This window comes from Methylobacterium sp. A49B, from assembly GCF_053346215.1.
Genome location: NZ_JBKFBO010000085.1, coordinates 61,402 through 79,505, shown reverse-complemented (window position 1 = coordinate 79,505; position 18,104 = coordinate 61,402). Strand labels below are relative to the sequence as shown.

Annotated in this window: 22 protein-coding genes and 1 pseudogene; 17 read left to right on the top strand and 6 right to left on the bottom strand. The window is 68.7% G+C overall.

Features of this window, described 5'->3' with window-relative positions; all coding sequences use genetic code 11:
• Nucleotides 1–503: pseudogene (locus ACLBX9_RS12125) on the bottom strand (metal-dependent phosphohydrolase); the annotation flags it as partial.
• 575 nt (nt 504–1,078) lie between these two features.
• Here ACLBX9_RS12125 and ACLBX9_RS12120 point away from each other — a divergent pair.
• Together ACLBX9_RS12120 and ACLBX9_RS12115 are read left to right on the top strand one after the other, a co-directional pair.
• Nucleotides 1,079–2,140: a YcxB family protein gene (locus tag ACLBX9_RS12120; RefSeq protein ID WP_447719095.1), complete on the top strand. Its 1,062-nt coding sequence runs from the start codon at nt 1,079–1,081 to the stop codon at nt 2,138–2,140.
• A gap of 473 nt (nt 2,141–2,613) precedes the next feature.
• Nucleotides 2,614–3,459, top strand: coding sequence for a hypothetical protein (locus tag ACLBX9_RS12115; protein ID WP_447719094.1), 846 nt, complete (start codon nt 2,614–2,616; stop codon nt 3,457–3,459).
• A 36-nt stretch (nt 3,460–3,495) separates the two neighbouring features.
• On the opposite strand, the gene ACLBX9_RS12110 is transcribed toward ACLBX9_RS12115, so the two are convergent.
• Nucleotides 3,496–3,801, bottom strand: a complete 306-nt coding sequence (locus ACLBX9_RS12110) for a hypothetical protein (protein WP_447719093.1) — start codon at nt 3,799–3,801, stop codon at nt 3,496–3,498.
• 25 nt (nt 3,802–3,826) lie between these two features.
• Between ACLBX9_RS12110 and ACLBX9_RS12105 the strand changes: the two genes are divergently transcribed.
• The 6 genes from ACLBX9_RS12105 to ACLBX9_RS12080 all read left to right on the top strand — a co-directional run bounded on the left by ACLBX9_RS12105 (nt 3,827) and on the right by ACLBX9_RS12080 (nt 8,799).
• The gene (locus tag ACLBX9_RS12105; protein WP_447719092.1) at nt 3,827–4,258 is read left to right on the top strand and encodes a hypothetical protein; all 432 of its coding nucleotides are present in this window, start codon (nt 3,827–3,829) and stop codon (nt 4,256–4,258) included.
• Nucleotides 4,255–4,800, top strand: coding sequence for a hypothetical protein (locus ACLBX9_RS12100; protein WP_447719091.1), 546 nt, complete (start codon nt 4,255–4,257; stop codon nt 4,798–4,800). Before ACLBX9_RS12105 ends, ACLBX9_RS12100 begins: the two co-directional genes overlap by 4 nt.
• Nucleotides 4,801–5,010: 210 nt before the next feature.
• Nucleotides 5,011–5,382: a hypothetical protein gene (locus ACLBX9_RS12095; RefSeq protein WP_447719090.1), complete on the top strand. Its 372-nt coding sequence runs from the start codon at nt 5,011–5,013 to the stop codon at nt 5,380–5,382.
• Nucleotides 5,383–5,709: 327 nt separating this feature from the next.
• A complete protein-coding gene (locus ACLBX9_RS12090) occupies nt 5,710–7,815 on the top strand; it encodes a M48 family metalloprotease (RefSeq protein ID WP_447719089.1) in 2,106 nt (701 codons plus the stop codon).
• Nucleotides 7,816–7,821: 6 nt separating this feature from the next.
• Nucleotides 7,822–8,319, top strand: coding sequence for a hypothetical protein (locus ACLBX9_RS12085; RefSeq protein WP_447719088.1), 498 nt, complete (start codon nt 7,822–7,824; stop codon nt 8,317–8,319).
• Nucleotides 8,320–8,367: 48 nt separating this feature from the next.
• Entirely contained in the window at nt 8,368–8,799 is a 432-nt protein-coding gene (locus ACLBX9_RS12080; protein WP_447719087.1) for a hypothetical protein, read from the top strand.
• Here ACLBX9_RS12080 and ACLBX9_RS12075 read toward each other — a convergent pair.
• Together ACLBX9_RS12075 and ACLBX9_RS12070 are read right to left on the bottom strand one after the other, a co-directional pair.
• The gene (locus tag ACLBX9_RS12075) at nt 8,747–9,214 is read right to left on the bottom strand and encodes a hypothetical protein (RefSeq protein ID WP_447719086.1); all 468 of its coding nucleotides are present in this window, start codon (nt 9,212–9,214) and stop codon (nt 8,747–8,749) included. The genes ACLBX9_RS12080 and ACLBX9_RS12075 overlap by 53 nt on opposite strands.
• Before the next feature lie 49 nt (nt 9,215–9,263).
• Entirely contained in the window at nt 9,264–9,584 is a 321-nt protein-coding gene (locus ACLBX9_RS12070) for a hypothetical protein (RefSeq protein ID WP_447719085.1), read from the bottom strand.
• A gap of 74 nt (nt 9,585–9,658) precedes the next feature.
• On the opposite strand from ACLBX9_RS12070, the gene ACLBX9_RS12065 reads away from it, so the two are divergent.
• The 7 genes from ACLBX9_RS12065 (at nt 9,659) to ACLBX9_RS12035 (ending at nt 13,744) form a co-directional block, all read left to right on the top strand.
• Nucleotides 9,659–10,381 carry a hypothetical protein gene (locus tag ACLBX9_RS12065; protein ID WP_447719084.1) on the top strand — a complete coding sequence of 241 codons (723 nt, stop codon included), beginning with the start codon at nt 9,659–9,661 and terminating at the stop codon, nt 10,379–10,381.
• 74 nt (nt 10,382–10,455) lie between these two features.
• The gene (locus tag ACLBX9_RS12060) at nt 10,456–10,956 is read left to right on the top strand and encodes a hypothetical protein (RefSeq protein WP_447719083.1); all 501 of its coding nucleotides are present in this window, start codon (nt 10,456–10,458) and stop codon (nt 10,954–10,956) included.
• A 2-nt stretch (nt 10,957–10,958) separates the two neighbouring features.
• Nucleotides 10,959–11,594, top strand: coding sequence for a hypothetical protein (locus ACLBX9_RS12055; RefSeq protein WP_447719082.1), 636 nt, complete (start codon nt 10,959–10,961; stop codon nt 11,592–11,594).
• Nucleotides 11,594–11,992 carry an SPOR domain-containing protein gene (locus tag ACLBX9_RS12050; protein ID WP_447719081.1) on the top strand — a complete coding sequence of 133 codons (399 nt, stop codon included), beginning with the start codon at nt 11,594–11,596 and terminating at the stop codon, nt 11,990–11,992. The genes ACLBX9_RS12055 and ACLBX9_RS12050 overlap by 1 nt, the downstream gene beginning before the upstream one ends.
• Nucleotides 11,993–12,055: 63 nt before the next feature.
• Nucleotides 12,056–12,763, top strand: coding sequence for a hypothetical protein (locus ACLBX9_RS12045; RefSeq protein WP_447719080.1), 708 nt, complete (start codon nt 12,056–12,058; stop codon nt 12,761–12,763).
• Nucleotides 12,764–12,767: 4 nt separating this feature from the next.
• Nucleotides 12,768–13,058: a hypothetical protein gene (locus ACLBX9_RS12040; RefSeq protein WP_447719079.1), complete on the top strand. Its 291-nt coding sequence runs from the start codon at nt 12,768–12,770 to the stop codon at nt 13,056–13,058.
• 92 nt (nt 13,059–13,150) lie between these two features.
• Nucleotides 13,151–13,744 (top strand): HD domain-containing protein, encoded by a 594-nt coding sequence (locus ACLBX9_RS12035; protein ID WP_447719078.1) that lies wholly within the window; start codon nt 13,151–13,153, stop codon nt 13,742–13,744.
• Between the two features lie 74 nt (nt 13,745–13,818).
• On the opposite strand, the gene ACLBX9_RS12030 is transcribed toward ACLBX9_RS12035, so the two are convergent.
• Entirely contained in the window at nt 13,819–14,088 is a 270-nt protein-coding gene (locus ACLBX9_RS12030) for a hypothetical protein (RefSeq protein WP_447719077.1), read from the bottom strand.
• A gap of 12 nt (nt 14,089–14,100) precedes the next feature.
• On the opposite strand from ACLBX9_RS12030, the gene ACLBX9_RS12025 reads away from it, so the two are divergent.
• On the top strand, nt 14,101–14,586 hold the full coding sequence (locus tag ACLBX9_RS12025; RefSeq protein WP_447719076.1) for a hypothetical protein: 486 nt from the start codon (nt 14,101–14,103) through the stop codon (nt 14,584–14,586).
• Between the two features lie 129 nt (nt 14,587–14,715).
• Nucleotides 14,716–15,069 carry a hypothetical protein gene (locus tag ACLBX9_RS12020; protein ID WP_447719075.1) on the top strand — a complete coding sequence of 118 codons (354 nt, stop codon included), beginning with the start codon at nt 14,716–14,718 and terminating at the stop codon, nt 15,067–15,069.
• Between the two features lie 107 nt (nt 15,070–15,176).
• On the opposite strand, the gene ACLBX9_RS12015 is transcribed toward ACLBX9_RS12020, so the two are convergent.
• On the bottom strand, nt 15,177–17,261 hold the full coding sequence (locus ACLBX9_RS12015) for a M48 family metalloprotease (RefSeq protein WP_447719074.1): 2,085 nt from the start codon (nt 17,259–17,261) through the stop codon (nt 15,177–15,179).
• Nucleotides 17,262–18,104: the final 843 nt, after the last annotated feature.

The window sequence follows — 18,104 nt, the reverse complement described above, 5'->3', positions numbered from 1 at the left end:
AGCGCGTGGATGGCTTCGCAGACGCTCGCCGGGAAGCGAAGCTGACGGGCAATCTGCGCGCCGCGCTGGCAGCGCGTCTGGATAAGGTCGTCGACGATCGTGCCGCCGTTCTGCAGGATGTTGAGCACAGCGCGGAAGCGTTCGGCGAGGCCTGCCTTGAGACCCGTGTGAGAAAAGACGAAGCCGAGCACCTGGGGCATGCTGTCGCTCACCGTCTTGAAGTCACGCTTGAAGCTGAGGTCGTCGGAGAGATAAAGCTCGCAGATGCGCGCGGCGTTGCTGGAGCAACCGAGGTCCTTCAACATCACCGTGTGGTAGAGTTCCCAGAGCTGCAGATCCGGAAGGCCTAGCTCACGACCGATGTGGAAGCCGATCCAAGTCGCGCGGACGCAATGGCCGACGGGCTGACCCTCCGTGAGGTCGAGGGCGTGGCTCAGTGCACCGAGAATTTCCGAGAGCTGGATCGTCGTGGCTTCCACTTCGCCGCTTGACACGATCCGCATCGTTCTCGTCCAGTCTCTTGCCTTATAGGCCTCTATAGGCGGCGATACTGCCAGCAGAGCCTGACCAAAACGTTGCGCGTGGCCCTGTCGTACTCGCCTGAAATGCGGGCCACTGCGCGGCAGCACGAGCGTTGGCCTGGAGTTTCACACCGAGGGAACGAGACGTTCGACGCGACCGGTGCCTCCGCGTCGCGGCGGGGACTGAAGCTATGTCGACGTCCGCTTCTAAGCATAAGCCTCAGGGAAGCGGACCGGCGGAAAACCACCCACCCCAGTCATCCCGATGGGCCTACTGGCGAGAACGAAGCTGGCCGAAAGCGGCTGGTCCGCTTCGTAGAGCATTCGTCAGAAAAGCGGACGACATCCTCGCGACTCGATATCGCCGCTCTCGATGAGCTGTGCTTCGCTCAGAAGCAGACATCCCCGCAACGCGGGGGTTTCGATCCGTATCATCTAGCTTTCTCTCGCCGCTCGACGAGAGTATCCGTAGGCAGACGTAGCATTCGGGCGGCCTTCCACGAATTATGCCTCGACCTAGCGAATCAGTCGGCCCTTCCGTCCAGGCCACCTACACGTTGACGCCCGACGACCTCAGTCGGGCCTTTCGCTTGCACTACCGCATCGAAGCACGGCGATGGCCGACGTTCCTGGCGGCCACGATAACGCTGATCGTCCTTGGCGGTTTTCTCCACCTCGCCCTACCTAACGATCCGATGGGCGTCGCCATCGTCTTCGGCTGCGGTGTGTTCGGCGCGATCGCGGTACCGTTTGCGATGATCCGCTGGATTGTCCCCCGGCGAGCCCGCCTCCTCCATGCTCGGAGCAAGCTCGCCCGAGCCCCCGTCCAACTGGATGCCGATACGGCGGCCGTCCGATTCAACGACATGGACGGCGTGACCAACGTGCCCTGGGCTGGGATCGTGCGCTGGCGCGAAGACGCCCATGTCATCTTGCTCTACTACGCTCCACGTCTCTTCCACATCGTACCTCAGCACGCACTCGCGTCCGAGGCGCGCGAAAGGCTCCGCCACTTCCACGACTACGACCGCCGAGCTCGGCCCAACGATGGTACCCGGCCCCCTCTCGATGGGATCGGCACTCCGGAGGGGATCGCGCCGACTAGGCCGGTCCTCGCTGCGAGTCGGAGCTGGATCGTTACCCGAGCCGATCTGGTGGCTGCGCAGCGGCTGCACTTGCGCTGGCGCTGGCGCCAACCGCGTACCCTGCTGCAGCCGCTCTTCCTCGCCGCGTGCGCCGGCATCGTCACGGTCGCGACCGAGCCCACCGCAGCTTTATGGCAGGCGGCGCTCGCCATGCTCGGCATGCTGCTCTTTACGGCGATCCTGCGCGTCGCCCTGTACGCGCTCCTGCCACTGGGGATAGGTGACTTTCGCCGACGCCAGCCGAACCTCGGCCTGGACTGGCGGGTCGAACTCGATGCGGTGGGTTTGCGCGCGCTGACCGCCCAACAGGACGTACGCACACCTTGGAACGAGTACATCGCCTGGGCCGAGGACGCCCGCATGCTGCTCGTCTACCGGGACGACACCATGTTCCAGTTCATGCCAGCGCGCGCGTGCGACGCAGCCTTCACCGCGACGTTCCGCGACCTGGTGGCGAGCCTCCCTCGTCGATGAGAGCTGCTTTCGATGCCGCCGCCGCGAGCACGTGTCACCGAACCGGCGATGTGTCGTCTGCGACCTCGGCTCTAGGATTAGAAAGGCATCGTCCTATGATCATAGCCTCGCACGTTCGTTCAGCCATCGCCGCGATAGGATCTGGTCGACGCTGCCGGGTTCCTCCCGGACGATGGAGCAGCAAGAGTCACATAAGCCTTCACGTCTACCATTCGGCTTGTTCGATACTCGATCACGAACGCAAACGCACTTTCGCCCCGATTATGAACTCCCGTTCCACGCACTATATCGACCGAGGGGCCGATGTCGTACCGTCGCTGTAGACGGGATTTGCCGACAAATTGATTTACGCACGGCCGACCACGAGATGCCGCAGCGTCGAATCATGGAGTGAGCCTATCAGTAGAGGGACGGACGAGACCTGGGCGGCGCGAGTGCCAGCTCTTAAGCGGGAGCCGGCCGCAAACCTCGCGATGCTCGCAGCCGTGTTCGCGGTGCTCGCCGCACTGTGCGGTTGGCTCTTCGTCCTGCTTCCCCCCGGCGGCAATCCGCGTGGCAGCCCCGTGTTCTGGCTCCTCACCGTTCCGCTGCTGTGCTGGACGACGCCGCTGCTCGGCTTCCGCGCCTGGGCGGTGAACACGGTCGGGATCGCTCTCCTCGTCGCTCCGGCTCTGGCGCTCGGGGCCTTGCTGACCGCGGAACACCGCCACGCCGACCACCCGCTGTTCCAGGGTCAGGGAGCGTTGGACAGCCCCGGGGGGATGTCGGTCGTCGTGGGCGTTACGGTTGTGTTCGCGCTGGCCGGCGTCATCGCCCTCCGCAGATCCAGCCTACCCGGCGGCGCGCGCCCGCCCACTTACCTGACACCAGGAACGTTGCCCGCTGGGCTACACCCCGTCCCGCCGGAGTTGCGGACCGCGATGGCGATCGGTTCGCTCACGCTCAGCGGGGCGCTGATCAACGGAGTCTTCTTCGTGATCGTCGCCCTTCTGGACGTGCGATCCGAGGCACTCGGACCGTTGTGGCCCGCCGCCATCCCGGTCGTCATCGCAGGCCCGACGCTCGTGTTGCAGATCCGTGGCGGTCGCAGGATCGCTCGTCGGGATCCGCATGCGTCCCAGGACCTCATCCGCGGTTGGCACCTGGGCGCGTCCGGCACAGGCCTGATGCTCGGCCTCATCTGGCTTTGGCCGACGGATCCGGCCCTGAAGCTCGCGATGAGCCTGTTCATGGCGCCTATGGCGCTGGCGGCGGCCTGGGCCGTCGTTTCCGCCTCGCGTCGTCTCCGTGCTAAATCTGATAAGCTGCCACCACGCTGAGTGATCCACACCAAGTCAAGATGGATCGGGACTTCGTCAGGCCACCCTGCGACGCAAGAGTACGAGACCGAGGCCGGCGAGGCCCACCACGGCCACGGGAGCAGCGGCCATAGACCTGCGGTAGAGCCCGCCATACGCTAGGTCGAGTTCGTCGTCGTCGAGCACCACCACCCGCTGGAAATCGGAGTCGTCAACCCTGGTGCGTTCGACCGTCACGTCGGGCCTCAGCTTGAGCACGAAGTACGCGAGGGCGCTGTCGGTACGATAGTAGATGCCGGTGAACAACCGCGTCGCGGCAAGCAGACCCGCCATCAACAACAGCGCAAACGCGAACTTGCGCATCGGCCCCTCTTGGAAGATGGACCGGATGACCCGCCGTCGCACAGTGCTGCGAGCCGCTACGCTGGAGGTCGCGATGTGGCGAATCAGCTTCGCTGGTCAACCCTGGGCGGTCAAGCGTCGGCATCGCGACCGCGGCCGCTCGCTCGCCGGTGGCCCGACACTGCTTGCGATCGCGCTGGCGACCACCATCATCGGTACCGCTCACGCACAAGCCCCCGGACCTACGCCGGCGAACCACGTATCGCGACCTCGCCAGGTCGGCGCCGTCGGCGTGGCGTCCCGTGAGGCGGACGGTAGCATCGTCCTGACGTTGCGCGCGGAAGGGCCCGACGGCCTGATCGGCGACGCGCGGTTCCGCTACACGCCTGACGACCCGAACTATGGGCTGATCGCGCGGCACGTCGGCCCGATCCCACTCGGGGGGACTGTTCCGGTCCGACCGTTCGACGCACGATGAGGACGGCGATGGCGCGCATAAGGCGACAGGAGTCGGACCAATGGGATCCTGTCGATCCGGGCCGTCGAGCACTGCTTCGCTCGGCCGTGATGGCGACAGCATCCTTGCCACGGGCGGCGTCAGCCGCCGATCTCGACCCGTTCGCGCCAGCGGAGGTTGCCTTCGCCGCACGCCTGCGCGGAGCACGTGCCATCGCACAGGCCCTGGGCATGCGACGGTTGCGACTTGGCGAGGCGACCAACGCATCCTATCGACAGTTCTTCGCCGATGCGTCAGCCGGCTCGCCATTCGCCGATCTGGAGATGCGCCTGTCCCGCACCCGTCCCGCGGGCATCGCCATCCTCACCACCCATCCCGGCCTGCCGGTCACGCCCGAGGGGATCCGCGCACGTTACGGATCGGCGAACTGGGGGGATGTGAGACCGGAATTGCCGACCTTCTACCTCGCCTATCCCCGCGCGGGCGGCAGCATGGCGTTCGGCTTTCCGCGCGGCACCGGGACGCTGCACAGCATCGTCCTGAACTGGGGTCGGTGGACATGACGAGTGTCGAGAACCCATGCGATGCTTCGGCCACCGCGTTTATCGCAGCGCGCGCGATGGTGGACGGGTGTTCGCATGAGGCTCATGTTTGGAGGGTTGGCGGCCGCTACGCCGAAGCTGCCGTCCTGCTACCCGAAGGTGCATGCCCCACACGTCCGTGGCATAATCGCCTTATCACCCGTCTGTGACGAGGCGGAACTCCTATCGTACGTGCTGGCTGATCTGCACAGGCGCGGATGCCGGGCGCATCTGACGCCGGGCGAAGTCCTGATCGTGTCGAGCGGGTCGGACGGGCGTGGCTCGGTTTTGGGCTTCGTCACGGACGGCATCATCCGGCACGGTCCAGATCGCACGCTGCACTATGCCTTCTCGCTTCAAGGTGGCTTGATGCTGTGCCTCGCGGTGTCTGCGATCGCCGCCGGGCTCGGCGGCTTCGCGCTCGACAGCCCCGCGCTCGCGATCTTCGGCCTGCTTGCACCGATCCTGTGGCTTTACGGCGCCAACCATCTCGCCGCCGCCGTGCGGGTGCCGGCGTATCTACACCGGTTGTGTAGGGCGGCTCCGAACCGACGGGTGGAATAGTCGCCGAGCCTCGTACCTCCCATCAGGATCGAACATTACCCTGTCGGACCCATCAGGATAGCATTCGGTTGACGCAGCCCTTCGTTAGGGTAGAAATCCTGCGCTCTAACCGGAAGCGATATCGATTGCGCCCAATCTTTCCCTCGGTCGGATAGGGTTTTAACGGCGCTACGTCTATTTCGATTTCGGTTGATCCTTCGATCGGCTGAGCGCAGTTGCGCCGCGTGGCTATCGATGGTCGCACGTCAGGAGACGGCTATCCCCGAGGCAACGCCCCCGCATGCGCCCTCTCGCCCTCGAGCGCTCGCCAGTCTCGTCGCGGCAACCGTGTTGCTGCCCCTGGCGATCCTGCTGCTCGGGCTCTGGGAAACGCAGCGCGGTGCCGACGATTGGCGTGCGTACGCCGCCGAGCGCGACCACCTCGCCGCCGTCGTGGCGGATCTGGAAGCCCGGTCGCCGCGAGACGGGCGCCCCGATTTCCGCCTGCAGTTCCGCCACGGCGGCCAGAACTATGGCGGACCCTACGCCGTCGTGAAAGCGCGCGAGGCCCGAGACGAGGCCGGGACGCTCGCCGCGGTGATGGATTGGCGGCGCGCGTTGCCGCCGGTCGCGGTCGCGGGCGGCGGCATCGCGGCCGCGCTCTCCGTGCTCGTGCTGCTCGCCGGCGGTCTGCTCGGAAGGTGGGGCCGCGGCTCGCGCGACGCGCTGGTGCGCGGCTTCTCGGCGGTGCGCCGGCTGCTTCCGGCAACGCTCGCCGCCCAGATCCTGGCGGCCACCGCTGGGTTCGTCGCCGTCGTCGTGTTCGAGGTGGGGATCCTCATCCAGGGCGGCTTCACCGGCGGCGGGATGAAGCTCATGGGCATCGCCACCGTCGCAGTCGGGGGCACGATGCTCGGTGCGGGAGGCGCCCTCATCGGCCTGCGCCGAGCCCTCGACGCCTTCGAGCCCGATCCTCTGCCGATCCTGGGCCGGCAGATCGCTCCGACCGAGGCGCCGGGCCTGTGGAGCCTCGTCGAGAGACTTGCCGAGCGGATGAGCGCGCTCAAGCCCGAGGTTTTGGTTGTCGGCCTCACCGAGGGGTTCTTCGTCAGTGCCGGGCCGGCCGTGCTCGAACCCGGCGGCGCGCGGCTGACGGGCCGGATCCTCTACGTGCCGCTGCCTTATCTCGCTCTCATGCGCGGCTTGGAGACGGCGGCGATCATCAGCCACGAACTCGCGCACTACGCCGGTGGCGACACGGCCTACAGCCAGCGCTTCCTGCCGATCTACGCGGGCGTCGGGCGATCCCTCGACGCGGTTGCCGAGCGCCACCGGAGCTCGCTCGGCCTGCTCGGACCGTCCGTGCGTCTCGGCCTGTTCGTGATGGACCGCTTCCACCTCGCGGTACGCCACTGGAGCCGAGTGCGTGAGTTCGCGGCCGACGCGGCCGGCGCCGCGGTGACCTCGCCCGCCGCCTCGGCACGGGCGCTCCTGCGCTACGGTGCTGTGGGCCCGCGCATCGCCGAGACGCTGGACGAGGCGGCCAGCGCACCGGAGGCGGCACCGTCCGACCTCGTGGCGGCGGTGCTCGATCGCGCGGTCGCGCGCGGCCTCGCCGACCCGGCGGGACATCTGGAGGATGAACAGGTTCATCCCACCGACACCCATCCGCCGACCCGCGAGCGCATCGCCGCCCTGGGGCTGACGATCGACGCGGACCTGCTGAGTGCGGCCGGTACGCCGCCGCCGGCCCATGCCATCGGACAACTCGCCGCCTATTTCGCCGATCCGTCCACGCTGTGCCGGGCGACGACGAACGACTTTCTCGGCGCGGTCCAGGCCCGTGAAGCAGCGATCCGGGCGCATCTGGAGGCGACCGCCGCGGAGGTCGGTACCGAGGAGCGGGTTCTGCGAGCAAACTATCGCCCGCGCGGGTTCGCCCTTGCGGTGGGTGGCGGCCTGTTCGCAGCCGCGGCGCTCGCCTTCGCCCTGTTCCGCATCCCGGGGATCTCGCCGCATGAGGCGCAGGTGGTTCTCGTCACGGCGCTGATCTTGTCCGCGCTCTTGGGTGGGGCTGCAGCCCTCGTACTGTCGCGCGGCGAGCCCGTCATCATGGTTCTCAGCCCGGAGGGGCTGATGGTGCCGGCCCTCGACCGGACGATCCCGTGGGACGATATCGCCGATCTCGACATGACCCTGAACCAGACCGGCATGGTCACGCGCCTGCTGCTGCCGCCAGAAGCCGCGTTCCCCCAGCGGGTGCCGCGCGGACGCGGCCTCAAGCTGGATGCCAAGCGCCGCATCGTGACGATCGCCCACGGCTTGCCGCGCAAGATGAAGCCGCAGGACTTCGCCGACCTGATCGGCCGCTACCGCACCGCCGCGCAGGCCCGGCAGATTCTGGCCGAGACCGCCGCCGGCCGCGCCGCCCGTTCCGAAACCGACGTCGCCTGAGCGCTCATGACCGCATCCCCCGATCACACCGCACCCTTGCGCCTGCCGCCTCGGGGCCAGGGCTGGCTGAATACGTTCTGGGTGCTGTTCGGGGTCGTGGCGCTCGGCGCCATCCTGGTCGCCGCGGGTGTCTACACGGCGCCGGCGGTGCTCTCCGACTGGCAGGTTCGCGACTCGGCGCAGCCGATCCCGAACGCGCGGGTGAGCGACGGCAAGTGCACCTCCAAGATCGTCATCCATATCTGCGACGCCACGCTCGCTCTGCGCACCGCCGCCGGTCCCGTGACGCGGCGGGTGAACTACGTGTTCACCGGCGTCCATGTCGGGGACTACAGCATCGCGGTGATGGCCGACCCGGCACGTCCGGACCTCGTCACCACCGACCTCGGTCTCGATCGGCTCTGGAATCGGACGATCACCCTTGTCGGGGGCGCCGGCGCAATCGCGGCCTGCATCGGCGCGGCGCTGCTCGCCCTGGTGCGCAACCGCCGCGCGGCCGGATGAGTGCCCGCGCCCCGGACACCGCGCCGGCCCGCGGCGCGCGTCGGCGTCGTGTCGACCGTCATCTCGGTGGCCGGCGTGCTGGCGTTCTGCCAGGCTCCGGAGCGGCGGCTGGCCTGCGGCGATCCCTGGCTCGACGCGGCGAGTCCCGACCGTGCCTGGACGCTGACGGTGTGTCGGCGCCCGATGCTCTTTGCCATGCCCGGCGGGAGCGGCGACGCACCGGGCTGGATCGTGCTCCGGGATCGCGCGGGGGCGATCCGCGGAGTCGTCCACCTCGACATGATGCAGCTCCTCGCCGAAGCCTCCGGGGATTCACGCTGGGAGAGCGGGCGCGTCGAGATCCCCGGCCTCGCGGAGATGCCGCTCGTGCCCGCTCTCGGACCCGTCTCGCGCTGGCTCGGCGACCGGCTCTGGCGCGTGCGCGCCCTCATCGGTCTAGTCCCGTCCGACGCGATCTCGGGGCAATGGACGTGGTGGTAGCGCTCTTCGCCACGCGAAGCCGCCTGAGGGCACGCCAGCACAGAACGGTCAGGCAGAGACACGCGAACCACGCGAGAAGCCAGATCTCGTACAGGTCGGCGTCCATCGCGGGCTCCCCATCCAGCCTGAGCCGCGCGGCGAGGCCGTGCGGGAAGGGAAAGCCGGACCAGAGCGCGAGGCGCATCGCCGGGATCGACAGCAGGGAGGCGGCGAGGATGAGCGCCGCCGTCCGGTATATCGGCTGGGCCGAGCCCGCGACGGTGCCGGCGAGTCCCCCGAGGAGCGCCGTGCCGAGCCACAGCGCTGTCGGCCGCAAGGTGGGGTCGTGCTCGGGTCTACCGGGTGGGGCCGGGAACAGGATGAAGAGCGGAGCGAGGCCGAGCGCGAGCAGGAGAGCGATGGGCAAGGCGTGCATCAGCCGCATCACCCGTCGACGGACCGGGTCGTCCGTTCGAGCCCGGCGGTCAGCCACTGGCGTAGCGGGCCGCGTCGAGGGCTTTCCGGACCGGAAGATCCCCCTTGAAGCGGCGGCGCAGGCGCGTCTCGTCCGCGTCGATGGCGTCGCAGCGCAGTTCCTTCACGGCGGTGGCGATGTCCCGTCCCCGGGCCTCGTCGTAGGCATCCTCGCCTGTCCAGTGATTGCACCCCAACCGGCGCGTCACGTAGCGTTGGACCTCGGCGGGAAGTCTCGCGCCCCCTTCAGCCAAATGCACCGGCTGGGCCGCCAGCGATTGCGCCAGAAGCAGCGTGCCCAGAAGCGCGATACGCGTCGGTTGCCCGGTCATTCCGTCACTCCGGCTGCCGGGCTCTACTCCCGGCACTGCCGCCATAGCAGAGGTTGGACGTGAGACGCAGCCGTATGCTTCCACTCTCAGGCTGCGCCGCCTTCGCGATGGTCCTCGCCGCGGATCCGGCCGTCGCCGAGGGTTGGGAAGCGGTGCGGTTCGACCCGCCCCGGAAGGTCGAGACCGCCACGGACGTGGCGGGCAAGCAGATCACCTGCACCATCTACGCGGATCTCATGGTTCGCGAGAGCGACACCGACACGCCCGATCCGGAGGATGCCGCACTCATCCCGCTCTCCGGCGGCCGTGAGCCGAACTGCGCCGTCGCCCCCGGTCCGGCCGCGCGCAAGCTCGCGACCGGCGGGCAGCGCTTCCTCGGTCGCCGGGCCAGGTTCCTCGTCTTCGAGCAGGCGAGCACGAACGGCACGATGCCCTTCGCGGTGCTCGACGCCGCGAGCGGCCGCACCCTGTTCGTGGACACGACTACCTACGAGGGCATCGACAGCTTCGCGGTGGCGGATGACGGCCTTCGGATCGCCTTCCGCCGCGGGGTGCAGGCCGACTGCTCGATCCCGAAGCAGGGCGCCGCCTGCTGGGCGCGGATCGTTCGCGAGGAGAAGCTGCCCGAGCCAATCGCGACCCTTACCGTACCCTCGAAGGTTTGCACCGCAGCCTACCGGACCGGCAAAGCGCCCAGGGACACGCTTAGCATCGTCTACTTCCCGGTGCGTCTCGCCTGGACCGGTCGTCTCTCGGTCGAGGCTGCCGGGCCGGTCCAGTGCCGCCCGACGCCATGATGACGCACAACCGCTCTTCGCTCCCGCCACCCGAGCCGACGGACCTTCGGCGCCTCCCGATGGATACGCGACACATGCTCTCACGCAGAAACGCGCTCGCGACCGCCGCGCTGCTGCTCTACGCCGCCCCCGTCCGGGCCGAGCCGACGGTCGGCCTGGCCGAGCGCCGCGCGATCGCCGCCTACCGCGAGGGCCGCTACCCGGCGCAGGAGAAGGCGATTCAGGACGCGGCCGGCTTCCCGGTGCCGGTCGAGGTGGCGTGGGACCAGCTCACCATCGCCGGGGACGCGAAATACTACGCCGACCCGGCCTACTTCGAGACGACGATCTTCGAGCCGCTGGCCGCCGGGCTGAAGCAGGTCGGTCGCGACCAGATGGGCCGCGACGCCGTCAAGGCGAAGCTCACCGGCGTCCGGATCCGCTTCGACGAGAAGACCGCCCCGGCCTCGAACTACCCCAACGGCCTCAAGTTCGAGAACGGGATCTTCGACGTCAATTGGCGCCCCTTCTCCAACGTGGCCGACTTCAAGGATCGGGTGGAGGCGGTGGTCAAGGTCCTGGAGCAGAACTTGTGAGGGTGCGGGTTAGACTCCGCCCGGCGCTCCGCGCCGCGCTCTGTCTGATCGCGGCGCTGGCCGTGTGCGACGGGGCGCTGGCCGAGCCGACGCCACGGTCCGGGCGGTACGGCAGCCTGACCCTGGTGGTTAAGGGCGATCACGTCGCCGGCGTCTTCGCCGAGGGCCGGGGCGGAGTCGACGGCACCCCCTCGTTCAGCTGCATCTTCCTGCTGCGCGGGACGCTCTCGCGATCCGGCGCCACAGTCGAGACGTGGTACCCGGGCGAGGCGGAGCGCATCTCCGGCACGCTCGCCTTCACCACCGACGGCGCTGCGCTGAGCCTGCTCGCGGATCACGGTGGTTGCCCGATGACCACAGGCAGCATGGTCGGCAGCCCTTATGCGCTCGAGGGTGAACCACCGGACGCGGGCGAGGATGTCGGGCGCTGGCAGGGGGTAGCTCTGGTAACCGCCCGGCGCGCCGCCCTGCGCCCCGAGCCCGGACCCGCACCGAGGCGCGGCCCCTACCTCGTCGACGCCGATGCCGTCACGATCCTAGAGCGGCGAGGCGATTGGGTGCGGGCGGCCTACCGCGGCGGCAAGGCTCCGTTCGTCGGCTGGCTGCAGGCCGCCGACGTCGCCGCAGTCGAACCGTGATGCCCAGGGAGATCGCCTCGGGCGGGTTCGCCCACGGCCGCCGATGGCGGATCGGCGTGAGGGGGCCCTTGCTCGCGCTGCTCGGCCTGGTCTCGTGTGCCGCGTCGAGCGCCGCGACGCCGGCAGGCCCGTACTGGATCGTCGCAGGCTCGTTCGCCGACCCGGACTACACGCAGGTGCAGTCGGACGCGGTGCGCCGTGCCTCGGCTGACGTCGCCCGCTGCGGGCTGGAGCCCTTCAATGACTTCTCGGGCAAGTTCGTGGGCTTCACCGAGGGCTTCGATGTCGTGGTGGTCGGCGGCTACGCGAGCCGGGCGGCGGCCGAGGCCGACCTGGCACGGCTGCGGCCGTGCGTGCCGGGCGCCTACGTGCGCGCGGGGCGCTACGCCGGTGAGTGAGCAGGGAAGTCCGGCCCGGCCCGGTGGGCCAGGCGTTGGTGCTCTGATCCAAAGGGGGACGGGATGGGGTGGGCTAAGTCTGCACTGCTCGGCACGGTCGTCGTGGCGCTCGCCGCTCCGGCCGCCGAAGCGGGCTGCGTGTGGTCCGATATCGTGCGGGACGAGGCACGGGCCGCAACGGTGCAGGCGGGCACGGCACGCGCGTACTTCGTACAGGACGACGTTCTGACGAAGGGCTGCCCGAACGCGAGCCCGGCCTGTCGGGCGCGGGCGTATCTGGTCCCGGGCAATACGGTTCTCACCGGCCAGACCGTAGGCGCCTACACCTGCGCCGGGTACACCAGCGCGAAGGGCGTCACGACGATCGGCTGGCTGCCGAGTGCCGACGTGGCGCTCCTGCCCGAGGCAGCGCAGTCGCCCTCCGACTTGGCCGGCAGCTGGATCGGGCCTGAGCAGGCGGTGACGATCGAGCCAGGAGACGGGGGAGCCATGAAGGTCCGGGGTGAGGCGACCTGGGGCATGGGGGACCGGTGGCGTCGCGAGCACGGATCGGTCCACACCGGCGAGATCGCCTGGACCGCACGCCCCGAGGCGGGCGAGCTCGCCTTCACCATGGGCCTGGACGACGAGACCCTGCCGTACGCGCAGGGCGAACCGTTTGATTGCCGGGTTCGGATGCGACGGCGCGGGTCTTACCTCCTGGTGCGTGACAATGGCTCGTGCGGAGGCGCCAACGTGAGCTTCACCGGTCTCTACGCACGGAAGGACTAGGTGCGTGCCTGGCCCTCCTGGGGACAATGGCCATGCCCGACGCGGCTGGAGGCGCCCGATCGGCCCGGCGGTTCTGGTTGGATGCCTGATCGTCTGGCTGCCGGCCCTCATGTTCGGCATCGCGCTCGCCGTCGGCGACCTCGCCGGTTGCGAACTCAGCGAGGCGGAGGTGCGCCCCTGCGTGATGGGAGGCTTCGACCTCGGACTGCCGCTCAGCATGATGAGCATCATGGGCTGGGTCGTGCTCGCGCTCCTGCCGTTCATGGCGTTGACGCTCGGGATCGGCTGCCTGTAGGCCGCTGTCCGAATAGGGCATCACGTCGGGCGCGCGGTCCGGGCACGCGGTGGGCAGCATCCGACGGACGCAAGTCGCTAGGAGTCGGAGACATGCTCGACGGTCACCCCCTGGTCCTGGCCGATCTGCGTGCGCGGTTGGCGGAGCCGCAGCGCGTCTATCACGGTCAAGCGCATGTCGACGCGCTCCTCGATGATTTCCGCGCCAACCGCGACGCCTTCCACGTGCCCGACGCCGTCGAGCTGGCGATCTGGTTCCACGATGCGGTCTACGTGCCAGGGGCCCAGGACAACGAGGCGCGCAGCGCCGACCTGTTGCGGCGACGGCTGGATGGTCTGGCCCCTGCGCCGACGCTGGCGTTGGCCGAGACGATGGTCCGGGCGACCGAGCACCACACCGTCCCGAACGCTCTTCCGTCAACGCAGGCCGAGGACATCGCCGGCTTCCTCGACATGGACATGGCGATCCTCGGCGCCGAGCCCGCGACCTATGACGACTATGCTGAGGGCGTGGCGCGCGAGTTCATCCCGGTCGTGGGCGAGGCCGCCTATCGGCACGGTCGCGCGGCCTTCCTGCGCGCAGCCCTCGATCCTGCCCGAACGCTGTTCCTCACGGTCCGGGCGCGGACATCGTTGGACGGTCCAGGGCGCGCGAATATGCAGCGCGAGCTGACGCATCTATGCTGACCATCCCATCGATGCGGCCGGATCGAAGATGTGTGTCGCGGCGGTCTCGAACTGTGGACGATACGCAGCCCGCGTCAGCGAAGGCCCCAGCGCCGGAGCGGCCCCGCCGTGCCGGTCGCATCGTCGACGTCGATGAGCCAGCCGCTGCCGATCGAGACCTGAGCCACCGACCAGACCGCAGCGCCGTCTTTGCGAACGAGGACGGCGTGTCCATGGGTTCCCGGAGCGCCGGCACGCCAAGCGGCGGCTTCAGCGATGGCAGTCGCTTCCCGCGCCGAGAGCCGAGTCGTCGGGAGCGGCGGCGTGCTGAGCAGCCGACCGAGGAGCGCGCGCCAATTCTTCATGCGGGCAGGCTCATGCAGACGCCATTGGTCGGTCCGAGGATGGTGCAGGCATCGCCGCCCGTCGAAAGCCGATCTCCCTCTCGCCGATCAGCGACCAGATGCATCATCGGTCTCGTCCTTCTGCCGCTGCTCTCGCCCTGTGCCGTCGCGCGCGAACCGTGGATCCCTGCTGCGCTCCGTCGCGATGTCGAGGGCTACGCCTTCGCCGCCTGCTTGGTGGCGCAGAACTCCGCGTATCTGAAGGAGCAAGGGCACGGCTGGGGTGCGGTCGTTCTTGAGCGCATCCGCGGCGGCCTCGAACCGCTGACGGCCCTCGCCGCGGCCGTCCGGGCCGAGGCGGCCCGGACCCCGATGGCCGTTATGCACAAGGATGGGCCGGTCTCGGAACCTCCGGTGCCGCTACCGATCCTGTTCTGCGCCGAACTGCTGCGAGCCCCTGCCGTGCACGCGGTGAAACTCCGAGCGATGCGGCGTCTCCGCTTCGCGTACCGTCGATGACGGGACGTCCCGTCACGAAGGCATGCAAGCGCGGGATGCGCTGGGCGGCCGCTCAGGGCTGCGGTCGTCTGAACCACGCACCGAAACCGCGCCCGACGACCGATATCGTCGCCTCGAAGGAACCGAGACATGCGTACGATCCTGCTCGCGCTGAGCTTGGCATCCGTCGTGGCGACCACGGCATGGGCTGCCGGCACCGAGCCGCCGCGCATGACCGTGCGCACGGAAATCTTTGCGCGACCGCCCTACTCGGAAGCGACCTACTACATCTACGAGTCCGATGGTCGGACAATCTGCACCAAGCTCTCCGTCTGCAACAAGTACGACCAGTGCCGCACGCAGTACGTGCCGGGGGCCTTCAGAGAGCCTGAGGATACCGGCGCCAGTCAGCCCGATGCGACGACCGAAGCGGTCGACATCGCATCGTCATCTCGGAGCAAACACATATGCCTGACCCGCTTCGGGCTCGCGGGGCGGCGGTAGATTGCTATGCCGATATTGCCCCGAGCGTGCGGACGTGCCGGATCAGGCGCAGCAGCATCGGATCGAAGCTCGGTTTTGCATCGCGCAGGAGCTCGGAGAGCGGAGCTTCACGGTCGTGATGCGTCTGTGACGGCCGGGATCGTCGGCTTGCCGCGGCTGAGCGCCGCCCGCGCGTAGGCGGCGTTGAGATGGCGTGTCAGCAGGTCCCGGCATGCGGCAGTCTTCATGCCGCGCGGCATGACGGCCACGACCACCGTGTGCTGGTTTGCAAAGGATCGCACACGTTTGACGGCGCCTGTCCGGCGCGGGAGCGCGGCCTCCGGGTGCAGCGTGAAGGTCAGCGTCGGCGAGTATCCCACCCCGAAATCGATCGACCGGACGGCGAGCCACGGCACCGGCCGATCGAGCCCGGGCGAGGAGAAGCCGTCGATGTCGAGGATCAGAAACGGTGTCCGCCGACCTCGGAGCGTGCGGAACGACCACAAAGCCGCGAAGCAGAGGCCGATGAGCCCGCCGGCGACGCAGGCTGACATCAGCAGCGCGGTTGGACGATCTAGGACCTCGTCGCGCAGTGCGAGGACGCCGGCGACCGTGAAGAACGCCGAGAAGATCGCCGCGAGGCCGATGCCGGCCGCGGCGCGTCCGTTCGATGGGTAGAGCGCCTGTGTGCCAGCCCCGATCGCGCCTGCGGTCGCCCAAAGGCGGCGCTGGTGCTCGGCTGTCCTGCCCTCCGCGACCGTGCGCACGAGAGCGGTGACGTCTCGGCTCAGAGCATCCCAATCGGCGAAGAGCGACTGGATCTCACGGAACTCCGCAGCCATCACTGGCCGCGCGGCGCGGGCGAGGAGAGTGGCATCGGGCGTGATGCCCGCCGCCTCGAGCCGCTGGCGGGTGGTCGGGTGGCTGTCGGTCGGGTGGGGCAGGTGGTCGCCGAGATGGGGTGTCGGATCGCCGAGCCCCTGGTGGCTTCGAGCGACCATCGCGGTCGAGAGGTCGGGCGGCGTCGTTTCGGGCTGCGCGGCGATGCGGGCGAGCTCGGCCCGGAGTTGCGCACCGACCAGCCCATCTCGGATGAGCGAGGTGGCGAGTGCGTCGGGCGAGCCGGCTTCCATCCCGGCCCGATCGGCTTCGAGCTCACGCAGACGGCTCCAGACTTTCACGACGCCGTCGAAGCGGTCGCGCGCGTAGGCCGCGAGCGTCGCGTGGGGCATCACCGAGCGGGCGAGTTGCCGGTCAACCCAGCTCGGGCCGAAATCGACCGTCGAGGCGGTCGCCTGGACGTTCCGGCTGAGCGCAACGGCGATCGGCAGGAACTGCTCCGTGTAGGCAGTATCCTCGCCGGAGAAATGCGCGAGTTCGTGGCCGAGCACGGTGCGGAGTTCGTCGAGGCTGAAGGTCGCGACGATCGGCAGCGGCAGATGCAACACCCGCCCGCGCGTCGTGTGCCTGGAGGGCTCGAGCTGCCACGGGAAGGAGGTGACGAAGAACCCGTGTGCTGCGCTCGCGACGACGAGATCGGGCGTCGCAGCATGCCGGTCGCGCGCGAGATCGCGGAGCAGCGCGAAAAGTCCTGGTGCATCGGCTTCCGTGACCGGCCGCGCTTCGAGCGGCGCTGGGACGGGCGTAAAGAGGGCGGCCGTCCCGCGCAGATTCCGCACCGTCTTGTACGCGCCCCAGAGTGCGACCCCCATGTAGAGGAGACCTGCGAGCACGGCCTTACCATCGTTGGTGTCGACGGTCTCGACGAAGCGGAGGCCGGCGAGTTCGAACAGGATCGAGCCGACGAGCCCGAGCGCGATCGCTACCGCCAGTACCCCGAGCGCCGCCGGCAGCCCCCGTCGCACGGTGGCGAAGGTGGACACCAGCGCCGGCCGTGACGCGCCACCCCGCCGCGCCGCCCGCTCCACGAGCCCGAGCCCGGCCAGCCCGGCCCCTGTCCCGACGATGCCGCCGATGACCGCGACCCAGGCCAACGGCATCCGCACACTCGCCGTGAGCAGCTTCTCGGCGATCTCTTCGGGATCCTCCTGCGCCACGCGATCCAGCGACAGGGCTTGGTACTCCGCGACCGTTCCCCGCCCTCGACATACCTCCCAACTACCGACGCCAAGGAGGAGTAGCGGCAGGAGGACGACGACGAGCAGGAGATCGGGGGTAAGGTGAGCGGCAGTGGGCTTGGCGCGCGCTTTCATGGAAACGGCTCGGCGGGCGGCTGTCGCTTCAGCTAGCATTGTCTTCGAGCGGTGTCCGCGACTTGCGTGGCACACTGGCGGCAGCCCGAATCCGTCAGGCGACCTTCCCGATCGGCGCAGTGTGCGGGGATCGGACGGGCGATCTGGTCCGTAAATCGAGAGGGAGACGCTCCTCCTGAGAGGCTTTCCCCTTTTGTCCTCGACCCTGCGCCAACGAGGTCGGACACGGGCTGGCTCGGCGTCGAGTGGCGGAGGCTGGCGTCTCTCCCGATGGCGCGCTGCTTTGAGGCCCGACGCGCTCGTGCCGAGGCGTGGTAGCCCTAGCGGGAGGAGCGCGACGCGCAGCGAGGGTCTGCGTGTGGTTTGAGTCGCGTCAGGCTTTCCGAGGAATGGATGCGCCGACTGAGGAACGCAGCCGCCGAGACGAGCCTGCATGTCCTAGCTCATGATCTGTAGCAGATGATCGCCATCTTCGGCACCGATCACCGCTCAATGCCGCCCGGTATTCTGACACAGTCCCCGTAGCGAGCGGACGTGCATGTCCCGGAAACCGACGTCCGCTTCCGGGAGACAGCCGATGCCTCTGGAACGGCCGGGTTGGGCGCGAAGCTGAACGTCCGGTCCTGCGCACGCTGACGATTCTGCGTGACGAAGCCTCGCCGAAAATGCTCTGTCTGCTTCCAGATGCAAGTAGGGGAAATCGGTCGCTCGCGCGATACCAGATGAACGGCAGAAATCACCCCCTCTAGCGCATACTTCTGAGCGGGGGATGATCCTTCCATTGCCGAAACTCGCTGCCGCGTCGTTCTTCTCGGGCATCTCCCTCCTCGGCCTCTCCAGAAG